The 17060-nt window shown below is 73.4% G+C and carries 16 protein-coding genes and 1 pseudogene; 7 read left to right on the top strand and 10 right to left on the bottom strand.

Annotated elements, in window-relative coordinates; all coding sequences use genetic code 11:
* Nucleotides 1–73: 73 nt before the first annotated feature.
* The 3 genes from BJ999_RS10245 to BJ999_RS10255 form a co-directional block, all read right to left on the bottom strand.
* Nucleotides 74–805, bottom strand: a complete 732-nt coding sequence (locus BJ999_RS10245) for an anti-sigma factor family protein (RefSeq protein WP_179833078.1) — start codon at nucleotides 803–805, stop codon at nucleotides 74–76.
* Nucleotides 802–1293, bottom strand: coding sequence for a sigma-70 family RNA polymerase sigma factor (locus BJ999_RS10250; RefSeq protein ID WP_218935678.1), 492 nt, complete (start codon nucleotides 1291–1293; stop codon nucleotides 802–804). Before BJ999_RS10250 ends, BJ999_RS10245 begins: the two co-directional genes overlap by 4 nt.
* A 210-nt stretch (nucleotides 1294–1503) precedes the next feature.
* Nucleotides 1504–2547, bottom strand: a complete 1044-nt coding sequence (locus BJ999_RS10255; protein WP_179833080.1) for a DoxX family membrane protein — start codon at nucleotides 2545–2547, stop codon at nucleotides 1504–1506.
* Nucleotides 2548–2599: 52 nt separating this feature from the next.
* On the opposite strand from BJ999_RS10255, the gene BJ999_RS10260 reads away from it, so the two are divergent.
* The gene (locus tag BJ999_RS10260; RefSeq protein WP_179833081.1) at nucleotides 2600–3394 is read left to right on the top strand and encodes an SOS response-associated peptidase; all 795 of its coding nucleotides are present in this window, start codon (nucleotides 2600–2602) and stop codon (nucleotides 3392–3394) included.
* A gap of 89 nt (nucleotides 3395–3483) precedes the next feature.
* Here BJ999_RS10260 and BJ999_RS10265 read toward each other — a convergent pair whose 3' ends face one another.
* A complete protein-coding gene (locus BJ999_RS10265; RefSeq protein ID WP_308427272.1) occupies nucleotides 3484–4287 on the bottom strand; it encodes a class I SAM-dependent methyltransferase in 804 nt (267 codons plus the stop codon).
* A 362-nt stretch (nucleotides 4288–4649) separates the two neighbouring features.
* On the opposite strand from BJ999_RS10265, the gene BJ999_RS10270 reads away from it, so the two are divergent.
* The 5 genes from BJ999_RS10270 to BJ999_RS41920 all read left to right on the top strand — a co-directional run bounded on the left by BJ999_RS10270 (nucleotide 4650) and on the right by BJ999_RS41920 (nucleotide 9753).
* A complete protein-coding gene (locus tag BJ999_RS10270; protein WP_179833082.1) occupies nucleotides 4650–5255 on the top strand; it encodes a sigma-70 family RNA polymerase sigma factor in 606 nt (201 codons plus the stop codon).
* Nucleotides 5252–5572 carry a mycothiol system anti-sigma-R factor gene (gene rsrA / locus BJ999_RS10275; protein WP_179833083.1) on the top strand — a complete coding sequence of 107 codons (321 nt, stop codon included), beginning with the start codon at nucleotides 5252–5254 and terminating at the stop codon, nucleotides 5570–5572. Before BJ999_RS10270 ends, rsrA begins: the two co-directional genes overlap by 4 nt.
* A gap of 19 nt (nucleotides 5573–5591) precedes the next feature.
* Entirely contained in the window at nucleotides 5592–6518 is a 927-nt protein-coding gene (locus BJ999_RS10280; RefSeq protein WP_179833084.1) for an NAD-dependent epimerase/dehydratase family protein, read from the top strand.
* Between the two features lie 548 nt (nucleotides 6519–7066).
* Nucleotides 7067–8428: an HD-GYP domain-containing protein gene (locus BJ999_RS10285; protein WP_179833085.1), complete on the top strand. Its 1362-nt coding sequence runs from the start codon at nucleotides 7067–7069 to the stop codon at nucleotides 8426–8428.
* Nucleotides 8425–9753, top strand: a complete 1329-nt coding sequence (locus tag BJ999_RS41920) for an HD-GYP domain-containing protein (protein ID WP_229810490.1) — start codon at nucleotides 8425–8427, stop codon at nucleotides 9751–9753. Before BJ999_RS10285 ends, BJ999_RS41920 begins: the two co-directional genes overlap by 4 nt.
* Nucleotides 9754–9806: 53 nt before the next feature.
* On the opposite strand, the pseudogene BJ999_RS41925 reads toward BJ999_RS41920, so the two are convergent.
* Nucleotides 9807–11531: pseudogene (locus tag BJ999_RS41925) on the bottom strand (bifunctional copper resistance protein CopD/cytochrome c oxidase assembly protein); the annotation flags it as partial.
* Nucleotides 11532–11628: 97 nt separating this feature from the next.
* Between BJ999_RS41925 and BJ999_RS10295 the strand changes: the two are divergent.
* Complete coding sequence (locus BJ999_RS10295) at nucleotides 11629–13029, top strand: SPFH domain-containing protein (protein ID WP_179833087.1); 1401 nt, start codon at nucleotides 11629–11631, stop codon at nucleotides 13027–13029.
* Here the strand turns inward: BJ999_RS10295 and BJ999_RS10300 are convergent.
* The 5 genes from BJ999_RS10300 to BJ999_RS10320 are packed head-to-tail and all read right to left on the bottom strand — an operon-like array spanning nucleotide 12998 to nucleotide 16868.
* Nucleotides 12998–14194, bottom strand: a complete 1197-nt coding sequence (locus BJ999_RS10300) for a cytochrome P450 (protein WP_179833088.1) — start codon at nucleotides 14192–14194, stop codon at nucleotides 12998–13000. The genes BJ999_RS10295 and BJ999_RS10300 overlap by 32 nt on opposite strands.
* The gene (locus BJ999_RS10305; RefSeq protein WP_179833089.1) at nucleotides 14191–14787 is read right to left on the bottom strand and encodes a GTP-binding protein; all 597 of its coding nucleotides are present in this window, start codon (nucleotides 14785–14787) and stop codon (nucleotides 14191–14193) included. Before BJ999_RS10305 ends, BJ999_RS10300 begins: the two co-directional genes overlap by 4 nt.
* Nucleotides 14765–15121: a DUF742 domain-containing protein gene (locus BJ999_RS10310; RefSeq protein ID WP_089314386.1), complete on the bottom strand. Its 357-nt coding sequence runs from the start codon at nucleotides 15119–15121 to the stop codon at nucleotides 14765–14767. The genes BJ999_RS10305 and BJ999_RS10310 overlap by 23 nt, the downstream gene beginning before the upstream one ends.
* Complete coding sequence (locus BJ999_RS10315) at nucleotides 15118–15552, bottom strand: roadblock/LC7 domain-containing protein (RefSeq protein WP_229810489.1); 435 nt, start codon at nucleotides 15550–15552, stop codon at nucleotides 15118–15120. The genes BJ999_RS10310 and BJ999_RS10315 overlap by 4 nt, the downstream gene beginning before the upstream one ends.
* Nucleotides 15549–16868 (bottom strand): ATP-binding protein, encoded by a 1320-nt coding sequence (locus BJ999_RS10320; protein WP_179833090.1) that lies wholly within the window; start codon nucleotides 16866–16868, stop codon nucleotides 15549–15551. Before BJ999_RS10320 ends, BJ999_RS10315 begins: the two co-directional genes overlap by 4 nt.
* Nucleotides 16869–17060 lie beyond the last annotated feature (192 nt).

Below are 17060 nucleotides of genomic sequence, written 5' to 3' on the forward strand. Positions count from 1 at the left end.
GGTTATCGGGCCGCCGGCCGCGGGCGCGGGACGACCGGAGCACCGTTCAATGGTCAGAGAGGGTGCGGAGCGGTCAGATAGGGATCCTCAGGAGCGTTCCGCCGCCGTCGAGGCGGACCTCGAAGTGGCCGATCTGCTGGCGGCTGAGGCCGGTCCCGCCCTGCATGACGAGGGGCTTGGGCTGGCCCGGGACGCCGTAGCCCTTGTCGGGCACGCTCCATCCCGCGACGACGCTGCGCTCGCCGGTCCGCGACACGGCCTCCAGGTGGCACTTCAGCGGCCCCCGGATGCCGCGCAACTCCAGCCCGACCTGCGTGCCCCAGCCCTTGTCGACCAGCGCGACGGTGCCGGACGCGCCCGTGCCCGCGTTCGCCGCGTGGAACCTCTGGCCGGTGAGGGACTGCGCCACCGGCGGCTTCGGGGGCGGGGCCTCGTCGTCCACGGCCGTGCCGATGCCGATGCCCGCGGCCAGCGCGGCGGCCGCGGCGGCCGCGGCGGCCGCGCCGGCGAGGTACGCGCCGCGCCGGAACCGCTGATCGGCCCGCCGCCTGCGCCGCATCATGTCGATCACCGGCGCCGGGGGCGCGGACGGCTCGCCGGCGCCCTCCCGGCCCGCCCCGTCCGGGATCGGCCCGGCCGCGGGCGACAGCCCGGACAGGGCTCCGGCCGCTCCGGACAGCTCCCCCAGCTCGGCCTGGCACGACCCGCATCCCCGCAGATGCGCCTCGAACGCCAGCCGGTCGCCCTCCTCGAGAAGGCCCAGCGCGTACGCGCCGACATCGGTGTGCTCGACCTGGGAACTCATGACGTCACCCCCCTCTCCTCCAAGGCGACCCGCAAGGCGCGCAACGCGTAGTACACGCGGGACTTGACCGTCCCCACCGGGATGCCGAGGTACTCGGCGGCCTGGTTCACCGTCCGGTCGCGCAGCACCGTCTCCGTCAGCGCCTGCCGGTGCGCGGGAGAGAGCGACTCCAGCGCCTCGGTCACCACGACCTTGCGCAGCAGCGCGTCCATCTCGTCCGCCATCGGGAGGTTCTCCAGGGGCCCGTCGCCGACCTCCGGCGGCCTGACCTCGCGCTGCCGCCGGTTGTCGATCACGATACGCCGGGAGACCGTGGCCAGCCACGGCATCAGCGAGGACGTCCGGTCGTCGAGCCGGTCCGCGCTGCGCCATGCCCGGATCATGGTCTCCTGCACCACGTCCTCGGCCCAGGGGCGGTCGCCGCCCGTCAGCCGCAGGACGAACGCGAGGAGGGGCCGATGGTACTCGCGGTACAGCTCGGCTGCCATCTCCTCGTCGGCCGCGTCCTGCGCGGCCCGCGCCGCGCCGGGGCGGCGGAGCAGGCTCCGCAGGCCGCCACCGGGGCGGCCGGTCGATCCGGGAACTGCCATGGCCGGGGGGTCTCCGTCATGATGGAAGGGCGGTCATCTGGCAGTACGGGACCGTCCCGGCGTTCGGTTCAACGTTCTTGAGACTCCTTTAAGGTTCTCTTCGGGAAGTCAGCGTTTGACCGCGTGCAGGGCCTTGCCCGCCTGCGCGGCCGTTCCCGCCTTGACCGTCCGGCCGGCCTTGGCGGCCTTCGCCGCCTGCGTCGCGGTCCCGGCCTTGACGGCCTGGCCCGCCCGCGCGGCCTTGCCCGGCTTGGAGGCGCGGCCGAGCTTGAACGCGCTCCCCGCCGCTATGGCGCCCTTGAGCGTGCCGCCGGCCCTGCCGCCCGCCTTGCCCCTGGCCTTGCCGGCCTTCTCGGCCGCCTTGCCGGCCATGAGGGCGCCGCCCGCACCGGCGCTCTTGAGCGCCCCGCCGGCCTTGCGGGCCGCCTTGCCGCCGGCCTTGCCGCCGGCCTTTCCGGCCTTGAGCGCGCTGCCGGCCGCTCCGGCGGCCGTGAGTGCGCCGCCCGTCTTGCCGCTCGTCCTGCCCAGCCGGAACATGCCGCCGGACTTGGCGGTCTTGGCGCGCCTGGTCGCCCTGGCGGCCTGCTTGGCGGCCTTGCGCCCGCCCTCGGCGCGGGCGACGCGTACCTGGCGGGACGCCTCCCGGCGCGCCTCCCGCAGCGTCGCGGCGGCCTCGCGGCGCATCGCCTTGGCCTCCGCGCCGCTCCTGATCTGCGTCTCCCGCACGGCGCGGCGCAGCTCGGCCGTGCGCGGCGCGCGGCGCGGCTCGGCCGCCACCATCAGCAGCGCGCCGAACATGCCGGCGTTCTTCAGCAGGTGGGAGCGTTCGTTGGCGCGGCGCTCGGGGTCGTCCTCGGTCCAGTAGCGGTGCTCGGTCGCCAGCGCGGGGACGAGCTGGGCGGCGAGCACCAGCGTCGTGAGCCGCCGGAACTTCCCGGTCAGCAGCAGCGCGCCGGTGCCGAGGCTGAGCGCGCCCTGCATGCGGACGAGGGTCTCGGGGTCCTTCGGCAGCCAGTCGATCCGGTCGGCGACCGGCTTGACGGCCGGGCCGACCCGCTCGGCGCGTTCGCGCGGATCGCGGAGGGTCTCCAGGCCGGTCATGATGTACGGCGCCGCCACGAACGGGCGGGCCAGGGTCGTGAAGGGTCGCATGACCCGCTACATGCCCAGCGCGCCGCGCCTCATGCGCGGCAGGATGGGACCCATGTGCGGACGCTATGCCACCACCCGTGCGCGGCAGGAGCTGCTGGACGAGTTCCAGGTGCAGCTCGACGCGGTCGACGGGGACATCCAGGCCGACTACAACGTCGCCCCCACCAAGCAGGTCCCGGTCGTGCTCGACCGGCGGCCGAAGGACGAGCCCGACGAGGCGCCCGCGGTGCGCCAGTTGCGGACGGTGCGGTGGGGGCTCGTGCCGTCCTGGGCCAAGGACCTGTCCATCGGGTCGCGCATGATCAACGCGCGGGCCGAGACGGTGCACGAGAAGCCGTCCTACCGCCGGGCGTTCGCGAGGCGGCGCTGCCTGCTGCCCGCCGACGGCTACTTCGAGTGGTACACGCTCCAGGACCAGGGCGACGGGCCCGACCCGGCCGAGGGCGAGAAGAAGGCGAAGAAGAAGCCGCAGAAACAGCCCTACTTCATCCGTCCCCAGGACGGCGCCGTCATGGCGATGGCGGGCCTTTACGAGTTGTGGAAGTCGCCCGAGGACGAGTGGGTGTGGACCTGCACCGTCATCACCACGGACGCGCCGGACGACCTCGGCCGCATCCACGACCGGATGCCGATGGTCGTCGAACCGGACCGGTGGGACGCCTGGCTCGACCCCGCGCTCACCGACACCGAGCAGGTGCGCGGCCTCCTCGTTCCCGCCATGGCCGGGACAATGGACGCCTACCCGGTGTCGAAGGCCGTCAACAACGTGCGGAACAACGGCCCGGAACTCATAGAACCGGCGAGTTCCGGGGATGGTTCCGGCGACAATTCCGAAGGGCTGTTCTGACCGGGGTCTCTCCGGGTGGGCCATCGCCATTGTGCAGGGGGAGGGTCCGGGCGCGACAATTCCGCCGCGGACGGCGGGCGGGGGCGGCTTCAGCGCCGCCGGGCGCTGGCCAGCAGGTGGATGCCGAGCGACTCGTCGGTCTGGCGTGCGCCCATCTCCGTGCGGACGAGGCGCTGCAGCGCCCGCGGGGACTCGCCGAGGACGTGCTCGACCGTCGAGGGGGACAGCACCGTCCGCGGCCGGATCCACTCGACCTCCAGACCGGCGTCGGCGAGCAGTTCGCGGAGCTGGTGGGAGGAGAACGAGCGGGTGATCGTCCCGTCCGGCCAGGGCACGAGGACGACCTCGGCGCTCGGGACGTCCGACAGGTGCGCCCAGTAGTTGCGCTCGGCCAGCAGCGCCATGCCGAGGGTGAGGGAGTCGACGCACAGCAGGACCCGGCCGCCGGGACGCAGCACGCGGGCGATCTCGGAGATGGTGGCCTCGGTGGCCAGGTGCCGCGACAGCACGCGGTTCTCGGCGATCACGGCGTCCATGCAGGAGTCGCCGAGGTAGGACAGGGTGCCCGAGTCGGCGACCAGCGGGACCGTGCGCGCGGCCCGTACCGTGCCGCCGGGGCGTCCCTGCGCCGGACGGCCCGGGCGTTCGGGGTCGCGCACCTCCAGCACCGTGTGCCCCGCCGCGGCGGCGCGGGCGGCGCTGTGTCCCTGGCCTCCCGAGATGTCGAGCACGCGGGACGGCCTGCGCGGCAGCCACCGGGTGAGCTGGGCGTCCGCCACCGCCTCGTAGAAGGTCCAGTAGCGCGCCAGGGAGTCCCCTGACCCGTCACCGGAGGTGTCCCGCAGGCTGGCGATGGTGGGCTCGGAAGGTCGCGCCGAAGGCACCGAGTGCACCAATTGCTCCTGTTCTAGCCGTGTATGTCACATCGTTCCCCGTCCGGGGCCGGTCATCACCCTGAGTGAGGGATGGGACCCGGCGACCCGGTTGCGGCGCGCCCGCCCCCGCCCGGGAATCGGCAGGGGCGTTCCGGTGTTGCACCCTCTCACAGGCCAGCGAAAGCGGAGGTGCGAGCCGGATGACCACAGCCGTCGCCGATCAGCAGCGGAGAGCCGGCACGGCGGCGTCCCGCGGCGACGCGCGGGCCCCCGCCCGCGTCGGCGGGCCGCGCGGACCGATATCGTCTGAGGGGTCGATATCGTCTGAGGGGTACGGCGCCGCCCGGCCGGTCAAGGCCACGGGCGCCAGAGCCGAGGGGGTGGGTCAGGTACCGGGCACCGCGGAGACCGTGGAGCAGCGCCAGGAGCGCTTCCAGCGCGACGTGCTCCCGTTCTTGGACCAGCTGTATTCGGCCGCGCTGCGCATGACGCGCAACCCGGCCGACGCCGAGGACCTCGTCCAGGAGACGTTCGCCAAGGCGTTCGCGTCCTTCCACCAGTTCAAGGAGGGGACGAACCTCAAGGCCTGGCTCTACCGCATCCTGACCAACACGTTCATCAACTCCTACCGCAAGCGGCAGCGCCAGCCGCAGCAGGCGGCCACCGACGACATCGAGGACTGGCAGATCGCGCGTGCCGAGTCGCACACGTCGAGCGGTCTGAAGTCGGCCGAGGCCGAGGCGCTGGAGCACCTGCCCGACTCCGACGTCAAGCGCGCGCTGCAGGATCTCCCCGAGGAGTTCCGCATCGCCGTCTACCTCGCCGACGTCGAGGGATTCGCCTACAAGGAGATCGCCGAGATCATGGGCACGCCCATCGGCACGGTGATGTCCCGGTTGCACCGTGGCCGGCGCCAGTTGCGCGGCATGCTTGAGGACTACGCCGACGAGCGCGGGCTCACCCGCGCGAGCAGGGGGTCGACATGAGCTGCGGCAACCACCACGACACGCCCTGCGACGAGGTGCTCGCCCGCGTGTACACCTACCTCGACGGCGAGCTCGACCAGGGCGGCTGCGGAGAGGTGCGCCAGCACCTCGACGAGTGCGGGCCGTGCCTGCGCGAGTACGGCCTCGAAGAGGCCGTCAAGAAGCTCGTGAACAAGTCGTGCGGGTGCGAGCAGGCCCCGACCGACCTGCGCGCCAAGGTGCTCGGCCGCATCGAGGAGATCTGCGGCGAGATCCAGACGTCCGGGGCCGGTGAGGTCCAGGCGTCCGGGGGCGCCGGAAAGCCCGAGAGCGCCTGACCGCCGGTATCTTTCCGGTGTGCTGACACTCGTCACCGGCGCGGCCGGATTCATCGGGTCCCATCTCGTCGACAGGCTCCTCGCGGACGGCCACGAGGTCGTCGGCGTGGATGACAGGTCGTCGGGCGCGAACGTCCGGCCCGGGGTCGAGCTGTGGGAGATGGACGTCGCCGACCCGGCGCTCGCCGAGCGGGCGGCGGTCCGCCGTCCCGAGGTGGTCCTCCACCTCGCCGCGCAGGTGAGCGTGAGGGTCAGCGTGGGCGACCCGCTGGGCGACGCCCGCACCAACGTGGTCGGGACGGCCAACGTCCTGGAGGCCGCGCGGGCGGCGGGCGCGCGCAAGGTCGTGTTCACCTCCAGCTGCGCCGTGTACGGGGTACCGGACGCGCTGCCCGTCCCGCCGGACGCCGAACTGCGCCCCGCGTCGCCGTACGCGGCCTCGAAGGTCGCGGGCGAGGTGTACGCCGGGATGTACCGGCAGTTGCACGGGATCGACTTCACGACGCTGACGCTGGCGAACGTCTACGGGCCGCGGCAGACGCCGGAGGGCGAGGCGGGGGTCGTCTCGATCTTCACGGACGCGCTGCTGTCGGGCCGTCCGACCAAGGTCTTCGGCGACGGCGCCCAGACCCGCGACTACGTCTACGTGGGGGACGTGGTCGACGCGTTCGCCCGCGCCGCGGGGGAGGCGGGCGGCGGGCTGCGGCTCAACGTGGGCACGGGCCTGCAGACGACCGACCGTGAGCTGCACTCGCTCGTCGCCGCGGCGGCGGACGCGCCGGACGACCCGGAGTTCGCGCCGCCCCGGCTGGGCGACCTGCCGGCGATGGCGATCGAGCCGCGGCGGACGCGGGAGGCGCTCGGCTGGGAGCCGGCGGTGAGTCTGCCCGAAGGGCTTGCGGAGACGGTCGCCTGGGCGCGGGAACGGAACACCGCGCGCCACTGATTGGTCCCCTCTCCTTTAAGTTCCGGGGCCGCGTTTCACCGACCTTTACCGAATGCCGAGATGCATTTGCGGATGCACGTGCATTCAGATCGTGCAGCGAGATTGTGCAGGCGGTTTGTGCAGGCCGGATAGTGCGGCGATGATTGGATTTTCAACCAGGACAATTGATCACCTAAGGTGACGATTGGTTCACGCTTTGCTTACGTTTTCCTGCACGCCTGTGTGACCTGGGCAGTTCGCGTTAGGCTTATGCCGAAATCAGTGACGGAGCGCGTGCACTCCGAGGAATTCGGGGTACGTGCTCGCCCGGGAGACCGGGGCCGAACCGGTCCCGGTGGCCGGCCGCGAGGCCGGTCGGCCCGGTTCGGCTGGGGGGAGGCAAGGAGCCATGCTCAAGCGCGTGACACCGCATGGACACGGGCGGCGCCCGAGCGTCCCGTCGTCGTCGTCGCTGATGATGACCAAGGGCGTGTCCTGGGTCTAGGTGCCGGCAGGCACATGGGAGCCCGGTGGCGGCCTGCCAACTCGTCACTCCCCGAGGGGCGGCAATGCGTGGACTACCTCTCGCTGCCTGGGCGTACGTCTGCGGTGTGGTCGCGCTGGCGGCGGGCCTCATCGCGACGTCGTCCTTCGAAGATCTCGACTGGTCGAAGCTCGCCGTCCTGGCGCTGCTGTTCCTGATCTGCGACTCGGCGCCCGCGCGGCTGAACATCACGCGGGCCAGGGTGTCGCTCAGCTTCGCCGCCAGCCTGGCGTCGGTGGTGCTGCTCGGCCCGGTCGGCGCCGCGCTGCTCGGCCTCTGCGCCCTGGTCACCGGGCAGCGGATCTTCGCTCCGGTCAAGCGGCTCTTCAACGGCGCGCAGTTCGCGCTCAGCGGCTTCATGGCCGGGACGGTGTTCGACCTCCTGGACGGTGACCGCTTCCACCCCGAGAAGGCCCGCTGGGTCGAGAACGTCATCGGGCCGTTCCTCGGCGCGCTGGTCGCCTTCGTCCTGGTGAACCTGATGTTGATGGCCGGGGTGCTGCTGCTCAGCCGGCAGGCCTCGCCGCGCGAGCTGCTGCGCGAGAGCGGGCAGCTCGCCGTCGGATGCCTCGGCTACGGCATGGTCGGCCTGCTGATCGCCGGGCTGTGGCCGCGGGTCGGGCCGTTCGCGGCCGTGCTGGTTCTGCTCCCGCTGTTCATCGCCCGCTGGGCCATGGACCAGGCGTACGCGCAGCAGCAGGCGCACGCCGCGACGCTCGCCGCGCTGTGCCAGGCGGTCGAGACCAAGGACTTCTACACCCGCGGCCATTCCGAGCGCGTCTCCCGCGGCTCGGTGATGATCGCCCAGGAGATCGGTATGCGCGCGGACCGGGTCGAGGCCATCCGGTACGCGGGGATGCTGCACGACGTCGGCAAGCTCGGCGTCCCGACCAAGGTGCTGCAGAAGTCCGGTTCGCTCACCGAGGAGGAGTTCGCCGCGATCCAGCTGCACCCGATGCGCGGGCTGGAGATCGTCCGCGAGATCGGCTTCCTGGACGAGGCGCTCGCCGGCATCATGCACCACCACGAGAAGATGAACGGCCGCGGCTACCCGATGGGCCTCGCGGGCGATGAGATCCCCGAGTTCGCCCGGGTCATCTCCGTCGCGGACGCGTTCGACTCGATGACCTCGACCCGCTCCTACCGCGCCGCCCGCACCAAGGACGAGGCCGTCGAGGAGTTGCGCCGCGGGATCGGCGACCACTTCGACCCCGCGATGGTGGAGGCGTTCCTGCGTGCGCTGGAGCGGGAGGGCTGGGAGCCGCCGCGGCCGGTCGTGCTCCCCGACGACGACGTCGTCGAGACCACCCAGCAGGACCACGACGACCCGAGCGCGCCGCTGCGCGTCGCCGGCGGCGACGAGGTGCGCCAGACGGGACGTCCATGAACGGGGAGGCCCGCGCCCGCGACCGGGCCGCGTGGCAGACCATCGACTCCGGCCAGCTGCTGCTGATCGCCACCGCCGGGCTTTTCGTGATCGTCGCGATCGCCGAGGTCGCGGCGGTCGGGCTGCGCCAGCCCGACGTGGCGATCATCTTCGGCGTGCTGATCGCGCTGGGCGAGCTGTTCCGCATGGTGATGCCGGGCAACCGGGAGGTCGCGCCGATCGCCAGCGCCGGCGCGATGGGGTACGCGCTGCTGGTCGGGCTCGGCCCGGAGGGCGCCGCCCCGGACGCGCCGCTCGGCGTCGTGGCCGCCGGGCACTCCGCGCTCCAGGTCGTCGCCGTCACCGCCGCCGGGATGCTGGTCGGCTCGCTGCCGCACATCGCGGTCGGCCGGTCCCCGCGGCCCGACGCGATGGCGCGGCGGCTGTTCACCGTCGCGGTCGTCGCGCTGTGCTTCCGGCCGCTGCTGTCCCTGCAGCTGCCCTGGCAGCTGCTGCTGGCCGTCATGTGCTTCGTGGTGGTGCTGTCCTGCTTCACCGACATGCTGATCGCCGCGATGATCCGCGCGGAGGCCGTGCGGGCGCGGTTCGGCATCGCGCTGCGCGACGAGATCGACGCGAAGATGGCGCTGTGCGCCGCGACCAGCGCGACCGCCATGCTCATCGCGGTCGCCACGACGGCGATGGGCGAGGCCGCGCTGCTGATCTTCACGGTGCCGATCCTGGTGACGCAGTTCGCGTTCCGCCGCTACGCCGGGATCCGCGCCACCTACCTGCAGACGGTCCGGGCGCTGTCGCGCGTCACCGAGGTCGGCGGCTACGTGGAGGCGGGGCACTCGCACCGGGTGTCCAAGCTCGCGGTGGCGATGGGGCGCGAGCTCGGGATGTCGGAGGAGGAGCTGCTCGAACTGGAGTACGCCGCCCTCATGCACGACATCGGGCAGCTGTCGCTCGGCGACCCGATCCCGGGCGGCGCGACGGTGCTGGCGTCCCCGGCCGAGCAGCGCCGCATCGCCGAACTCGGCGCCGAGGTGATCAAGCAGACCGGGGTCCTGGACCGGGTCGCGAACATCGTTCAGCTGTCGTCGCACCCCTACCGGACGGGACGCGAGCCTTCCGGCGAAGCCGGGGAGCGGCCGATCCCGCCGCCGCTCGCCGGCCGCATCATCAAGGTCGCCAACGCCTACGACGACCTGGTCGGCGACTCCGCCGACCGCGACCGGGGCGCCGCCGTGCTGGAGCGGCTGCGGCTGGACTCGGCCTCCGAGTACGACCCGACGGTGGTGGAGGCGCTCAGCCGGGTCGTGGACCGGGGGCCCCGCCAGTAGCGCCCGCGGGCCGCCGCGACGGCGAGGGTGACGGCGGCGGCCGCCGTCCAGAGCAGCAGGGCGCCGAGGTGCTGGTCGTCCAGCGGTGACGCGCCCCAGCGGCGGCCGAGGTGCTCGTACCAGCCGCCGAGGACGGACCCGTCCCGCATCAGGGCGAGCCCGGCGATGGCGTGGAGCGGCAGGAGGGCGAACGGCATCAGCGTCCCGGTCGTCCCGTGGAAGTAGGCGAGCCCGACGACCAGGAAGACGACCAGGGCCAGCGAGTGCAGGGCGTGGTTGGCGAGGGACGCCCCGAACAGCGGCGACCTGGGGAACGCGTAGAGGCCGAGCAGGAGCAGCGCGGACGCGGCGGCCGGGTCCGTGAGCACCCGGACCCCCCGGCTCCCGGCGGCCGCGGCGAGCAGCGCCCCGCCCTCACCGCGCATCGCCTTCAGCGCCAGCCGGACAGGCGCCCCGTACAGCAGCAGGACCGGTGCCACCAGGCCGACCAGGACGTGCTGGACGGCATGGACGCTGAACAGGACCATGCTGTACCGGGAGATCCCGCCGCAGGTGGCGAGCAGCACGACGAGCAGCCCGGCGGTCCAGGACAGGCTCCGCCGCCACGGCCAGTCGCGGACTCGCGCGACGCCCGTCCCGTACAGGACGGCGCCGCCGGCGACGAGCACGAGGAACAGCGGGTCGATCCACCAGTCGAGCAGGAGCGGCCCGGCCCCGGCGGGACCGGGCAGCGGGAACCCGAGCCGCAGCGCGACGACGTCCAGCGTGCCCGGCGCGACCTCCGGCGGCGGCGTGCGGGACAGCCCGGTCGCCAGCGCCGTCGTCGCGGCCATCACGAGGATCTCGACGGCGCCGAGCCGCAGGAAGGGCCGCCGGCCCCTCCCGCCGCGCAGGGCGGGGAGGGTGGCGCGGCGGTGCCACCAGCCGATCGCGCCGAGGACGGCGAGCGCGGCGGCCTTCGCGACGACCAGTGCCCCGTACCGCGACCCGAGGTGGAGACCGCCGAGCCGCACCCACGCGTTCACGGCGCCGCTGGCGGCGACGACGGCGAACGACGCCAGCGCCAGCCCGCTGTAGCGCTCGGCGACGCGGGGGAGCCGGTCGCCGACGGCCGGGGCGAGCGTGACCAGGGCGACCAGGCCGCCGACCCACAGCGCGACGCCCGCGATGTGGGCGACGAGGCTGTAGACGGCGAGGGCGTGGTTCGCGCCGCTCGCGGCGTGCCCGGTGAACAGCGGCGGCAGCATCCCGGCGAGCGCGCCCGCCAGCAGGTACCCGGCCCCGTCGACGGCGCGCGGGAGGCTCGCCGCCACCGACACGGCGACCGTGGCGGCGAGGACGAGGAGCAGGGCCCGACCCTGCGGCAGCTCGACGAGGAACGTCCGCATCATGTCGCCGGTGACCTTGGTGACGCCCACCCCGAACAGGTCCAGGACGGTGAACACGATCAGCGCCAGCGTGCACGCCGCCCAGGCCGTCGCGGTGAGCGACGCGGCGCGCAGGCACCGTCGCGCGGCGGGCGTGCGGGGCACGAACACGGCCGCGACCAGCAGCCACCCGACCGTCAGGACGGCGGCGACGTCGCCGCCCAGCCGCGCCGTCATCAGGCCGGACTTGGTCAGTGCCCCGGCCTGGGAGAGCCCCGGCGCCGCGGTGTCGCTGAACGCGCCCCCGAGTCGCACGACCAGCGCGAGGACGACGAGCGCGATCGCTCCGGCTCCGATCGCGAGCATCGGTACGTCCGTCCGGGCCGATTCCCGCCGTTCTCCTTGGTGCATCGCCGTCGCCTCGTGTGTCGCCACGGCCGCAAATACGCACGCATCCAAGCAAAAGGTTCATTAATGTATCGGCCACACCGAATTCCGGGGGAGCGAGATGAGCGCCTCAGAGCAGGGCAACAGTTATCTGGACAAGGTCGTCGCCCAGCAGGCGGTGCTGGAGGACGACCTGAAGGCCAGGCGCTCCCCGCCGCCGCCTCCCGGGGCGCCCGGCGCGGTCCCGGCGCCGGGGCCGCTGGCCAAGCGCGACCGCGCGCTCGGCGCGGCGCCCGCCGACCGTCCCGGCCCGGGGCCGGTGGACGTGCGGATCAGCGGGTTCTGGCGGTGGAAGAACGTGCTCGTCCCGCCGAACGCGTTCGTCGTGCACACCCGGCGGGGGCGCGACGAGCCGCTGCACATCGGCCTCGGGGTGTCGTTCCGGTTCAACCCGTCCACCGACTCCTTCCTCGTGGTGCCGGGCGCGACGCAGACGATCCTGATCAACGCGTACTGCATCTGCCGGGAGCTTCAGGGCGTGCTCGTCCAGGGCTACGTCCAGTGGATCATCCAGGACTTCGGCACCGCCTACCGCAAGCTCGACTTCGGCGGCGACGACCCGATGCGGCTGGTGAACCTCCAGCTCCGCGAGCAGGCCGAGGCGGCGATCAAGGACAAGGTCGCCACGATGGGGGTGCGCGACGTCCTCAGCGACAAGCAGCCGATCATCGAGGAGCTGACGGCCCGGCTGCGCGCGGTCGCCGAGGGCGAGGACAACAGCGACCAGGGGCTCGGCCTGCGGATCGTCACGGTGCAGATCAAGGAGGCCGTGGTCAGCTCCTCGCGGCTCTGGGAGAACCTGCAGAAGCCCTACCGGGCCGAGCAGGGGCAGATCGCGCGGCTGGCCGAGCTGGAGGCCGAGGAGGCCGTCGCGCAGCGGGAGATGACCGCCGCGCGGGTCAAGGAGACGCAGCGGCTGGAGCACGAGCGCGAGCTCGCCGAGCTGCGCGCCCGCAACGAGTCGCAGCTGTTCGACACCGAGGCGGTCGAGAAGCTGCGCCGCACCCGGCGCGAGCACGACGACTCCCGCGAGTTCGCCGAGCTCCAGACCGAGACCACGCGGCACGCGCTGCGGATGGAGCGCGAGCGGCACGAGGAGGAGGCCGAGACAGGGCGGCTGCGCATCGAGCGCGACCACGAGCTGGCCCGGCTGCGCGCCGAGGGCGAGCTGGCCCTCGCCGACCTGCGGGCCCGGTCGCGGCACGAGCAGGCGCTGCTCGACCTGGAGCGGGACGCCGCCCGCGCCGCGCTGGAGAACGAGCGGACGCCCGCGGCCGTCCAGGCGCGGCTCATCGGGGCGCTGCCGGAGATCATGGCCAAGCTGCCCAAGCCGGACGAGCTGCGCACCGTCACGGTCAACGGCGGCGACCAGACCGGCGTGGCCGGCCTGGTCACGCAGCTCGCCGCCGTCGTCGGCGCGCTGCGCGCCGCTACGGAAGGGCCTGGTCCGGCGGGAAAGTGACCGGGAGGGCGGTGAGGGCCCGGTGGAACGGGCCCGGCCGCCATTCCAGGTGCTCCTCGGGGACGGCCAGCTCCACGTCGGGGATCCGGTCGAGGAGCTTCTCGATCGCGACGGACGCGATGAGCCGGGAGTGGCCCCTCGCCGGGCAGGTGTGCGGGCCGCCCGCGTAGGACAGGTGGGCGCGGTTGCCCCGGCGGTCGGCGATCCCCCGGGACGGGTCGGTGTTCGCGGCGGCGTAGCTGACCAGGACGGGCTGGTGGGCGGGCAGCCGGTACCCGTGGAAGTCGATGTCCTGGCGGGGGAACGTCGTCCCGTAGTTGGCCATCGGCGGGTCGGTCCAGAGGATCTCGTCGAGCGCGTCCTCGACGGGCAGGGCGCCGCCGGACAGGTCGCCGCCGAACCGGTCGTCGGAGAGCAGCAGCAGGATGCCGTTGGCGATGAGGTTCTGCTCCGGCTCGGTGCCGGCCCCCATCAGCAGCGTGACCTGGTGGGCCATCTCCAGGTCGTCGAGCCCGGCGGGGTGGCTCATCATCCAGGACGTCACGTCCGCGCCCGGCCTGGCGCGCTTGCTCGCCACCAGCTCGCCGGTCGCCTCCGCGAGCAGCGCGTTGCCCTGCTCGGCCGAGACGGTGTCGAAGATGGCGCTCATGCCGCGCACGAGCTTGTCGCCGATCTCGGGAGGGCAGCCGAGGATCTCGTTGAACACCAGCAGCGGCAGCGTGCGGGCGTACTGGCCGAGGAGGTCGGCCTTGCCGTCGCCGGTGAACCGGTCGATGAGGACGTCGGCGCTGCGCTCGACGTTCTCGCGCAGCGACACCGGGTCGACCCGGTCCAGGCTGTCGACGATCACCGACCGCAGGCGGGCGTGCACGGTGCCGTTGGTGAACAGGGCGTTCGGCCGCGACATCATCATCGGCAGCACCGGGCACTCGGGGCCGACCGCCTCCTCCCACACCTCGCTGCAGCGCGGGAACGTGGCGGGGTCGCGCAGGATCTCCAGGGCGGCGTCGTAGCCGAGGACGAGCGTCGCCGGCACGCCCGGCGCCAGCTCGACGGGCGCGAGGTCGCCGTGCTCGCGCATCCGCGCGTAGGCGCCCTGCGGGTCCTTGGCGAACTCCGGGCCGTACAGCGGGACGCGCTCGGGCGCGGTGCGGTCGATGGTCATGGCTGCTCCCCGTCCAGGGTGAGGAGGTGGTCGACGAGCGAGATGAGCGCCTCGGTGGACGAGGTGCGGTCACGGGCGTCGCAGCTGACGAGCGGGGTCGACGGCGTCAGGTCGAGGGCCTCGCGGACCTCGGCCTCGGGGAAGCGCGGCGCCCCCTCGAAGTGGTTGACGGCGACCGCGTACGGCAGGCCCTGCTTCTCCACGATGTCCATGACGGCGAACGACTCCTGGAGGCGGGCGGTGTCCACCAGGATCAGCGCGCCGAGGGCGCCGCGCGCGAGGTCGTCCCACAGCCGGGTGAAGCGCTGCTGCCCCGGCGCCCCGAACAGGTACAGCACGAGGTCGTCGCTGAGGGTGAGGCGGCCGAAGTCCATCGCGACGGTCGTGGTCGTCTTGTCCTTGATGCCGGCGAGGTCGTCCACGGACGCCCCGGCCTGCGTCATCCGCTCCTCGGTCCGCAGCGGGCGGATCTCCGAGAGCGTCCCGACGTAGGTGGTCTTGCCGACGGCGAAGTGCCCCACGATGAGGATCTTCACGGCGGTCCGGACGCTCTCGCGCAGGTAGGGGGTGTCAGAGGCGAGCGCGGAGTCCATCGAGCACCTCCTGAAGGAGCCGGGCCTTGGACTGCTGGGCGGCGGGCGCGGCGGCCCGGGTGGTGAGGTGCCCGCTGTCGACGAGGTCGGACAGCAGCACCTTGGTGAGCCCGACGGGCAGGCTCAGATGACCGGAGATCTCGACGACCGACAGCGCGCCGCCGCGGCACAGCTCGACGATGCGCGCCTTCTCCGGGGACAGGCCGGTGCGCGGCAGGTCGCCGGTCGCGGTCACGAGGGTGACGAGGTCGAACACGTTGCGGGTGGGGTGGGCCCGCCCGCCGGTGACGACGTGCGGGCGGACCAGCGCCCGCCTGCTGCGGCGCGGGGTCATGCGGGACGGCCCGCGCCCGGCCGCGGCGGGGTGGTCAACTCCTTGCCCAGCCGCTGCACGAGTTCCTGGAGCCGGAACGACACGGTCTCCATGTCGACGTGCTGCGTCGCCGACACCGCCAGGTAGGCGCCGGGGCCGGCGGCGACGAGGAAGACGTACCCGTCGTCGAACTCGTTCACCGTCTGCCGCCAGGTCGTGCCGGAGTCCCCGCAGAACTCGGCGGTGCTGCGGGCGAGCGACTGCAGGCCCGCCATGCCCGCGGCCTGGCGCTCCGCCTCGTCCCGGCCGATCCGTTCGGAGTGCGCCATGAGCAGCCCGTCGGCCGACAGCAGGATCGCGTAGCGCGTCTCCGGCATGCGCAGCGCGTCGTCCAGCATCCAGCCGAGCCGGTTCGTACCGTCGTCCATCGCGCCGTTCCATCCCTCGTTCATGGCCGCAGGTCCTTGCTCTCGATGCCGGGGCCCTCGCCGTCGGACGGCGTCGAGGCGCGGCCGGACCGCGTCCCGCGCTGCCAGGCGCCGAGGCCGGCGGCGGTCTCCCGGGCCGGCCTGAGCGGCGGGGGCTGCGCCCCCGCGTCCGGCGCGGCGGGCGGCTCCTCGTCCTCGGCGGGACGTTCGGCGACCGCCACGCGGGTGCGCTTGGGCAGCCCGCCCGGGGTGGCGGGGACGTCCGCCGCGGCGGCGGGCGCGGGGCTCTCCACGGCCGGACGGGACGCGGCGGACGGGTCGGGTGCCCGCTCGCCCGGGACGTCGGTGAGCAGGGCGGACGGCACGAACACGACGGCCCGCACGCCGCCGTAGGGGGAGCGGGTGTCGACCGACACCCGGAAGCCGTACCGCGCGGCGAGGACGCCCGCCACCGCGAACCCGACGCGGGGCGGGTCGCCGAGCCGGTGGATGTCGACCGAGGCGTCGCCGGACAGCAGATCGGCGGCGCGCTGCAGCTCCTCGGCGTCCATCGCGACCCCGGCGTCGTCGATCATGATCGCGACGCCGTTGTGCGTGGACTGGAAGTTGACCTCGACGGTGGTGTCGGGGCGCGAGTGCCGCGCCGCGTTGTCCAGGAGCTCGGCCAGGGTCAGCACGATCGGCTCCACGGCCCGGCTGGTCACCGCGGTGTTCACCGGTCCCTGCATGTTGACCCGCAGGTAGTCGCGGATGCGGGAGGTCGCGCCGCGCACCACGTCGCTCATCGACGACGCCGAGCGCTGCTGGCCCGGCCACGACCCGCACAGCACGGCGGTGGCCTGAGCGCGCCGCCCGAGCTGGGCGTTCATGTGGTCGACGCGGAGCAGGCCCTCCAGCACGTCCGGGTCGTCGTGGCGCTCCTGCATGTCGGAGATGGCGAGCTGCTGCTCGTTGGCGAGGCTCTGGACGGCGCGCATCATCGCCCGCAGCGTCGACTTGGCCGACAGGTCGGCCCGCTCCCGGACGCGCGCGGCGGACCCGGCGAACAGCTCGGTGACGGTCCGCAGCGCCTGCCCGTAGGCGGGCGCCTCGCGTTCCAGGTCGTGCAGCGGGCCGGTGACGCGCACGCCGGGGTTGTGCAGGGACTCCATGAGCTCGGGCAGCCGGACGTCCGCGAGATGCCGCAGCTCCTTCTCGCGCAGGTCGAGCCCGCGGGCCAGGACGGCGTTCTGCGCGCGCAGGTCGCCGGTCTCCCGCCGCTGGCGTACCAGCAGGGCGGCGGCCGCGATGCCGGCGCCCGCCACGACGACGAACGCCGCCGCCAAGAGGAATTGCTCCATCAGATCCTCGGTGCAGGGTCTTCGGCGAGGTCGGCCGGGCCGGGGTGCTCGGGCACCCGGCGGACCGCCTCATGGCTGGTGGGGGACGGCGCGGATACGCCGCGGTTTCGGCACCGTAGGACGGGTGAGCGGGGGCGCGCTTGTGGTCGCGCGCAGAGAACTTGCCGCCGGGCGCATTGCAAGATCACCCAC

The sequence above is a fragment of the Actinomadura citrea genome (genome assembly GCF_013409045.1).
Taxonomy (GTDB): Bacteria; Actinomycetota; Actinomycetes; order Streptosporangiales; family Streptosporangiaceae; genus Spirillospora; species Spirillospora citrea.

What these genes read in the sequence shown, in the direction of transcription:
- BJ999_RS10245 (WP_179833078.1), bottom strand. Translation starts at nt 805, where the DNA reads ATGAGTTCCCAGGTCGAGCACACCGATGTCGGCGCGTACGCGCTGGGC.
- BJ999_RS10250 (WP_218935678.1), bottom strand. Translation starts at nt 1,293, where the DNA reads ATGGCAGCCGAGCTGTACCGCGAGTACCATCGGCCCCTCCTCGCGTTC.
- BJ999_RS10255 (WP_179833080.1), bottom strand. Translation starts at nt 2,547, where the DNA reads ATGCGACCCTTCACGACCCTGGCCCGCCCGTTCGTGGCGGCGCCGTAC.
- BJ999_RS10260 (WP_179833081.1), top strand. Translation starts at nt 2,600, where the DNA reads ATGTGCGGACGCTATGCCACCACCCGTGCGCGGCAGGAGCTGCTGGAC.
- rsrA (WP_179833083.1), top strand. Translation starts at nt 5,252, where the DNA reads ATGAGCTGCGGCAACCACCACGACACGCCCTGCGACGAGGTGCTCGCC.
- BJ999_RS10285 (WP_179833085.1), top strand. Translation starts at nt 7,067, where the DNA reads ATGCGTGGACTACCTCTCGCTGCCTGGGCGTACGTCTGCGGTGTGGTC.
- BJ999_RS41920 (WP_229810490.1), top strand. Translation starts at nt 8,425, where the DNA reads ATGAACGGGGAGGCCCGCGCCCGCGACCGGGCCGCGTGGCAGACCATC.
- BJ999_RS10295 (WP_179833087.1), top strand. Translation starts at nt 11,629, where the DNA reads ATGAGCGCCTCAGAGCAGGGCAACAGTTATCTGGACAAGGTCGTCGCC.
- BJ999_RS10300 (WP_179833088.1), bottom strand. Translation starts at nt 14,194, where the DNA reads ATGACCATCGACCGCACCGCGCCCGAGCGCGTCCCGCTGTACGGCCCG.
- BJ999_RS10305 (WP_179833089.1), bottom strand. Translation starts at nt 14,787, where the DNA reads ATGGACTCCGCGCTCGCCTCTGACACCCCCTACCTGCGCGAGAGCGTC.
- BJ999_RS10310 (WP_089314386.1), bottom strand. Translation starts at nt 15,121, where the DNA reads ATGACCCCGCGCCGCAGCAGGCGGGCGCTGGTCCGCCCGCACGTCGTC.
- BJ999_RS10315 (WP_229810489.1), bottom strand. Translation starts at nt 15,552, where the DNA reads ATGAACGAGGGATGGAACGGCGCGATGGACGACGGTACGAACCGGCTC.
- BJ999_RS10320 (WP_179833090.1), bottom strand. Translation starts at nt 16,868, where the DNA reads ATGGAGCAATTCCTCTTGGCGGCGGCGTTCGTCGTCGTGGCGGGCGCC.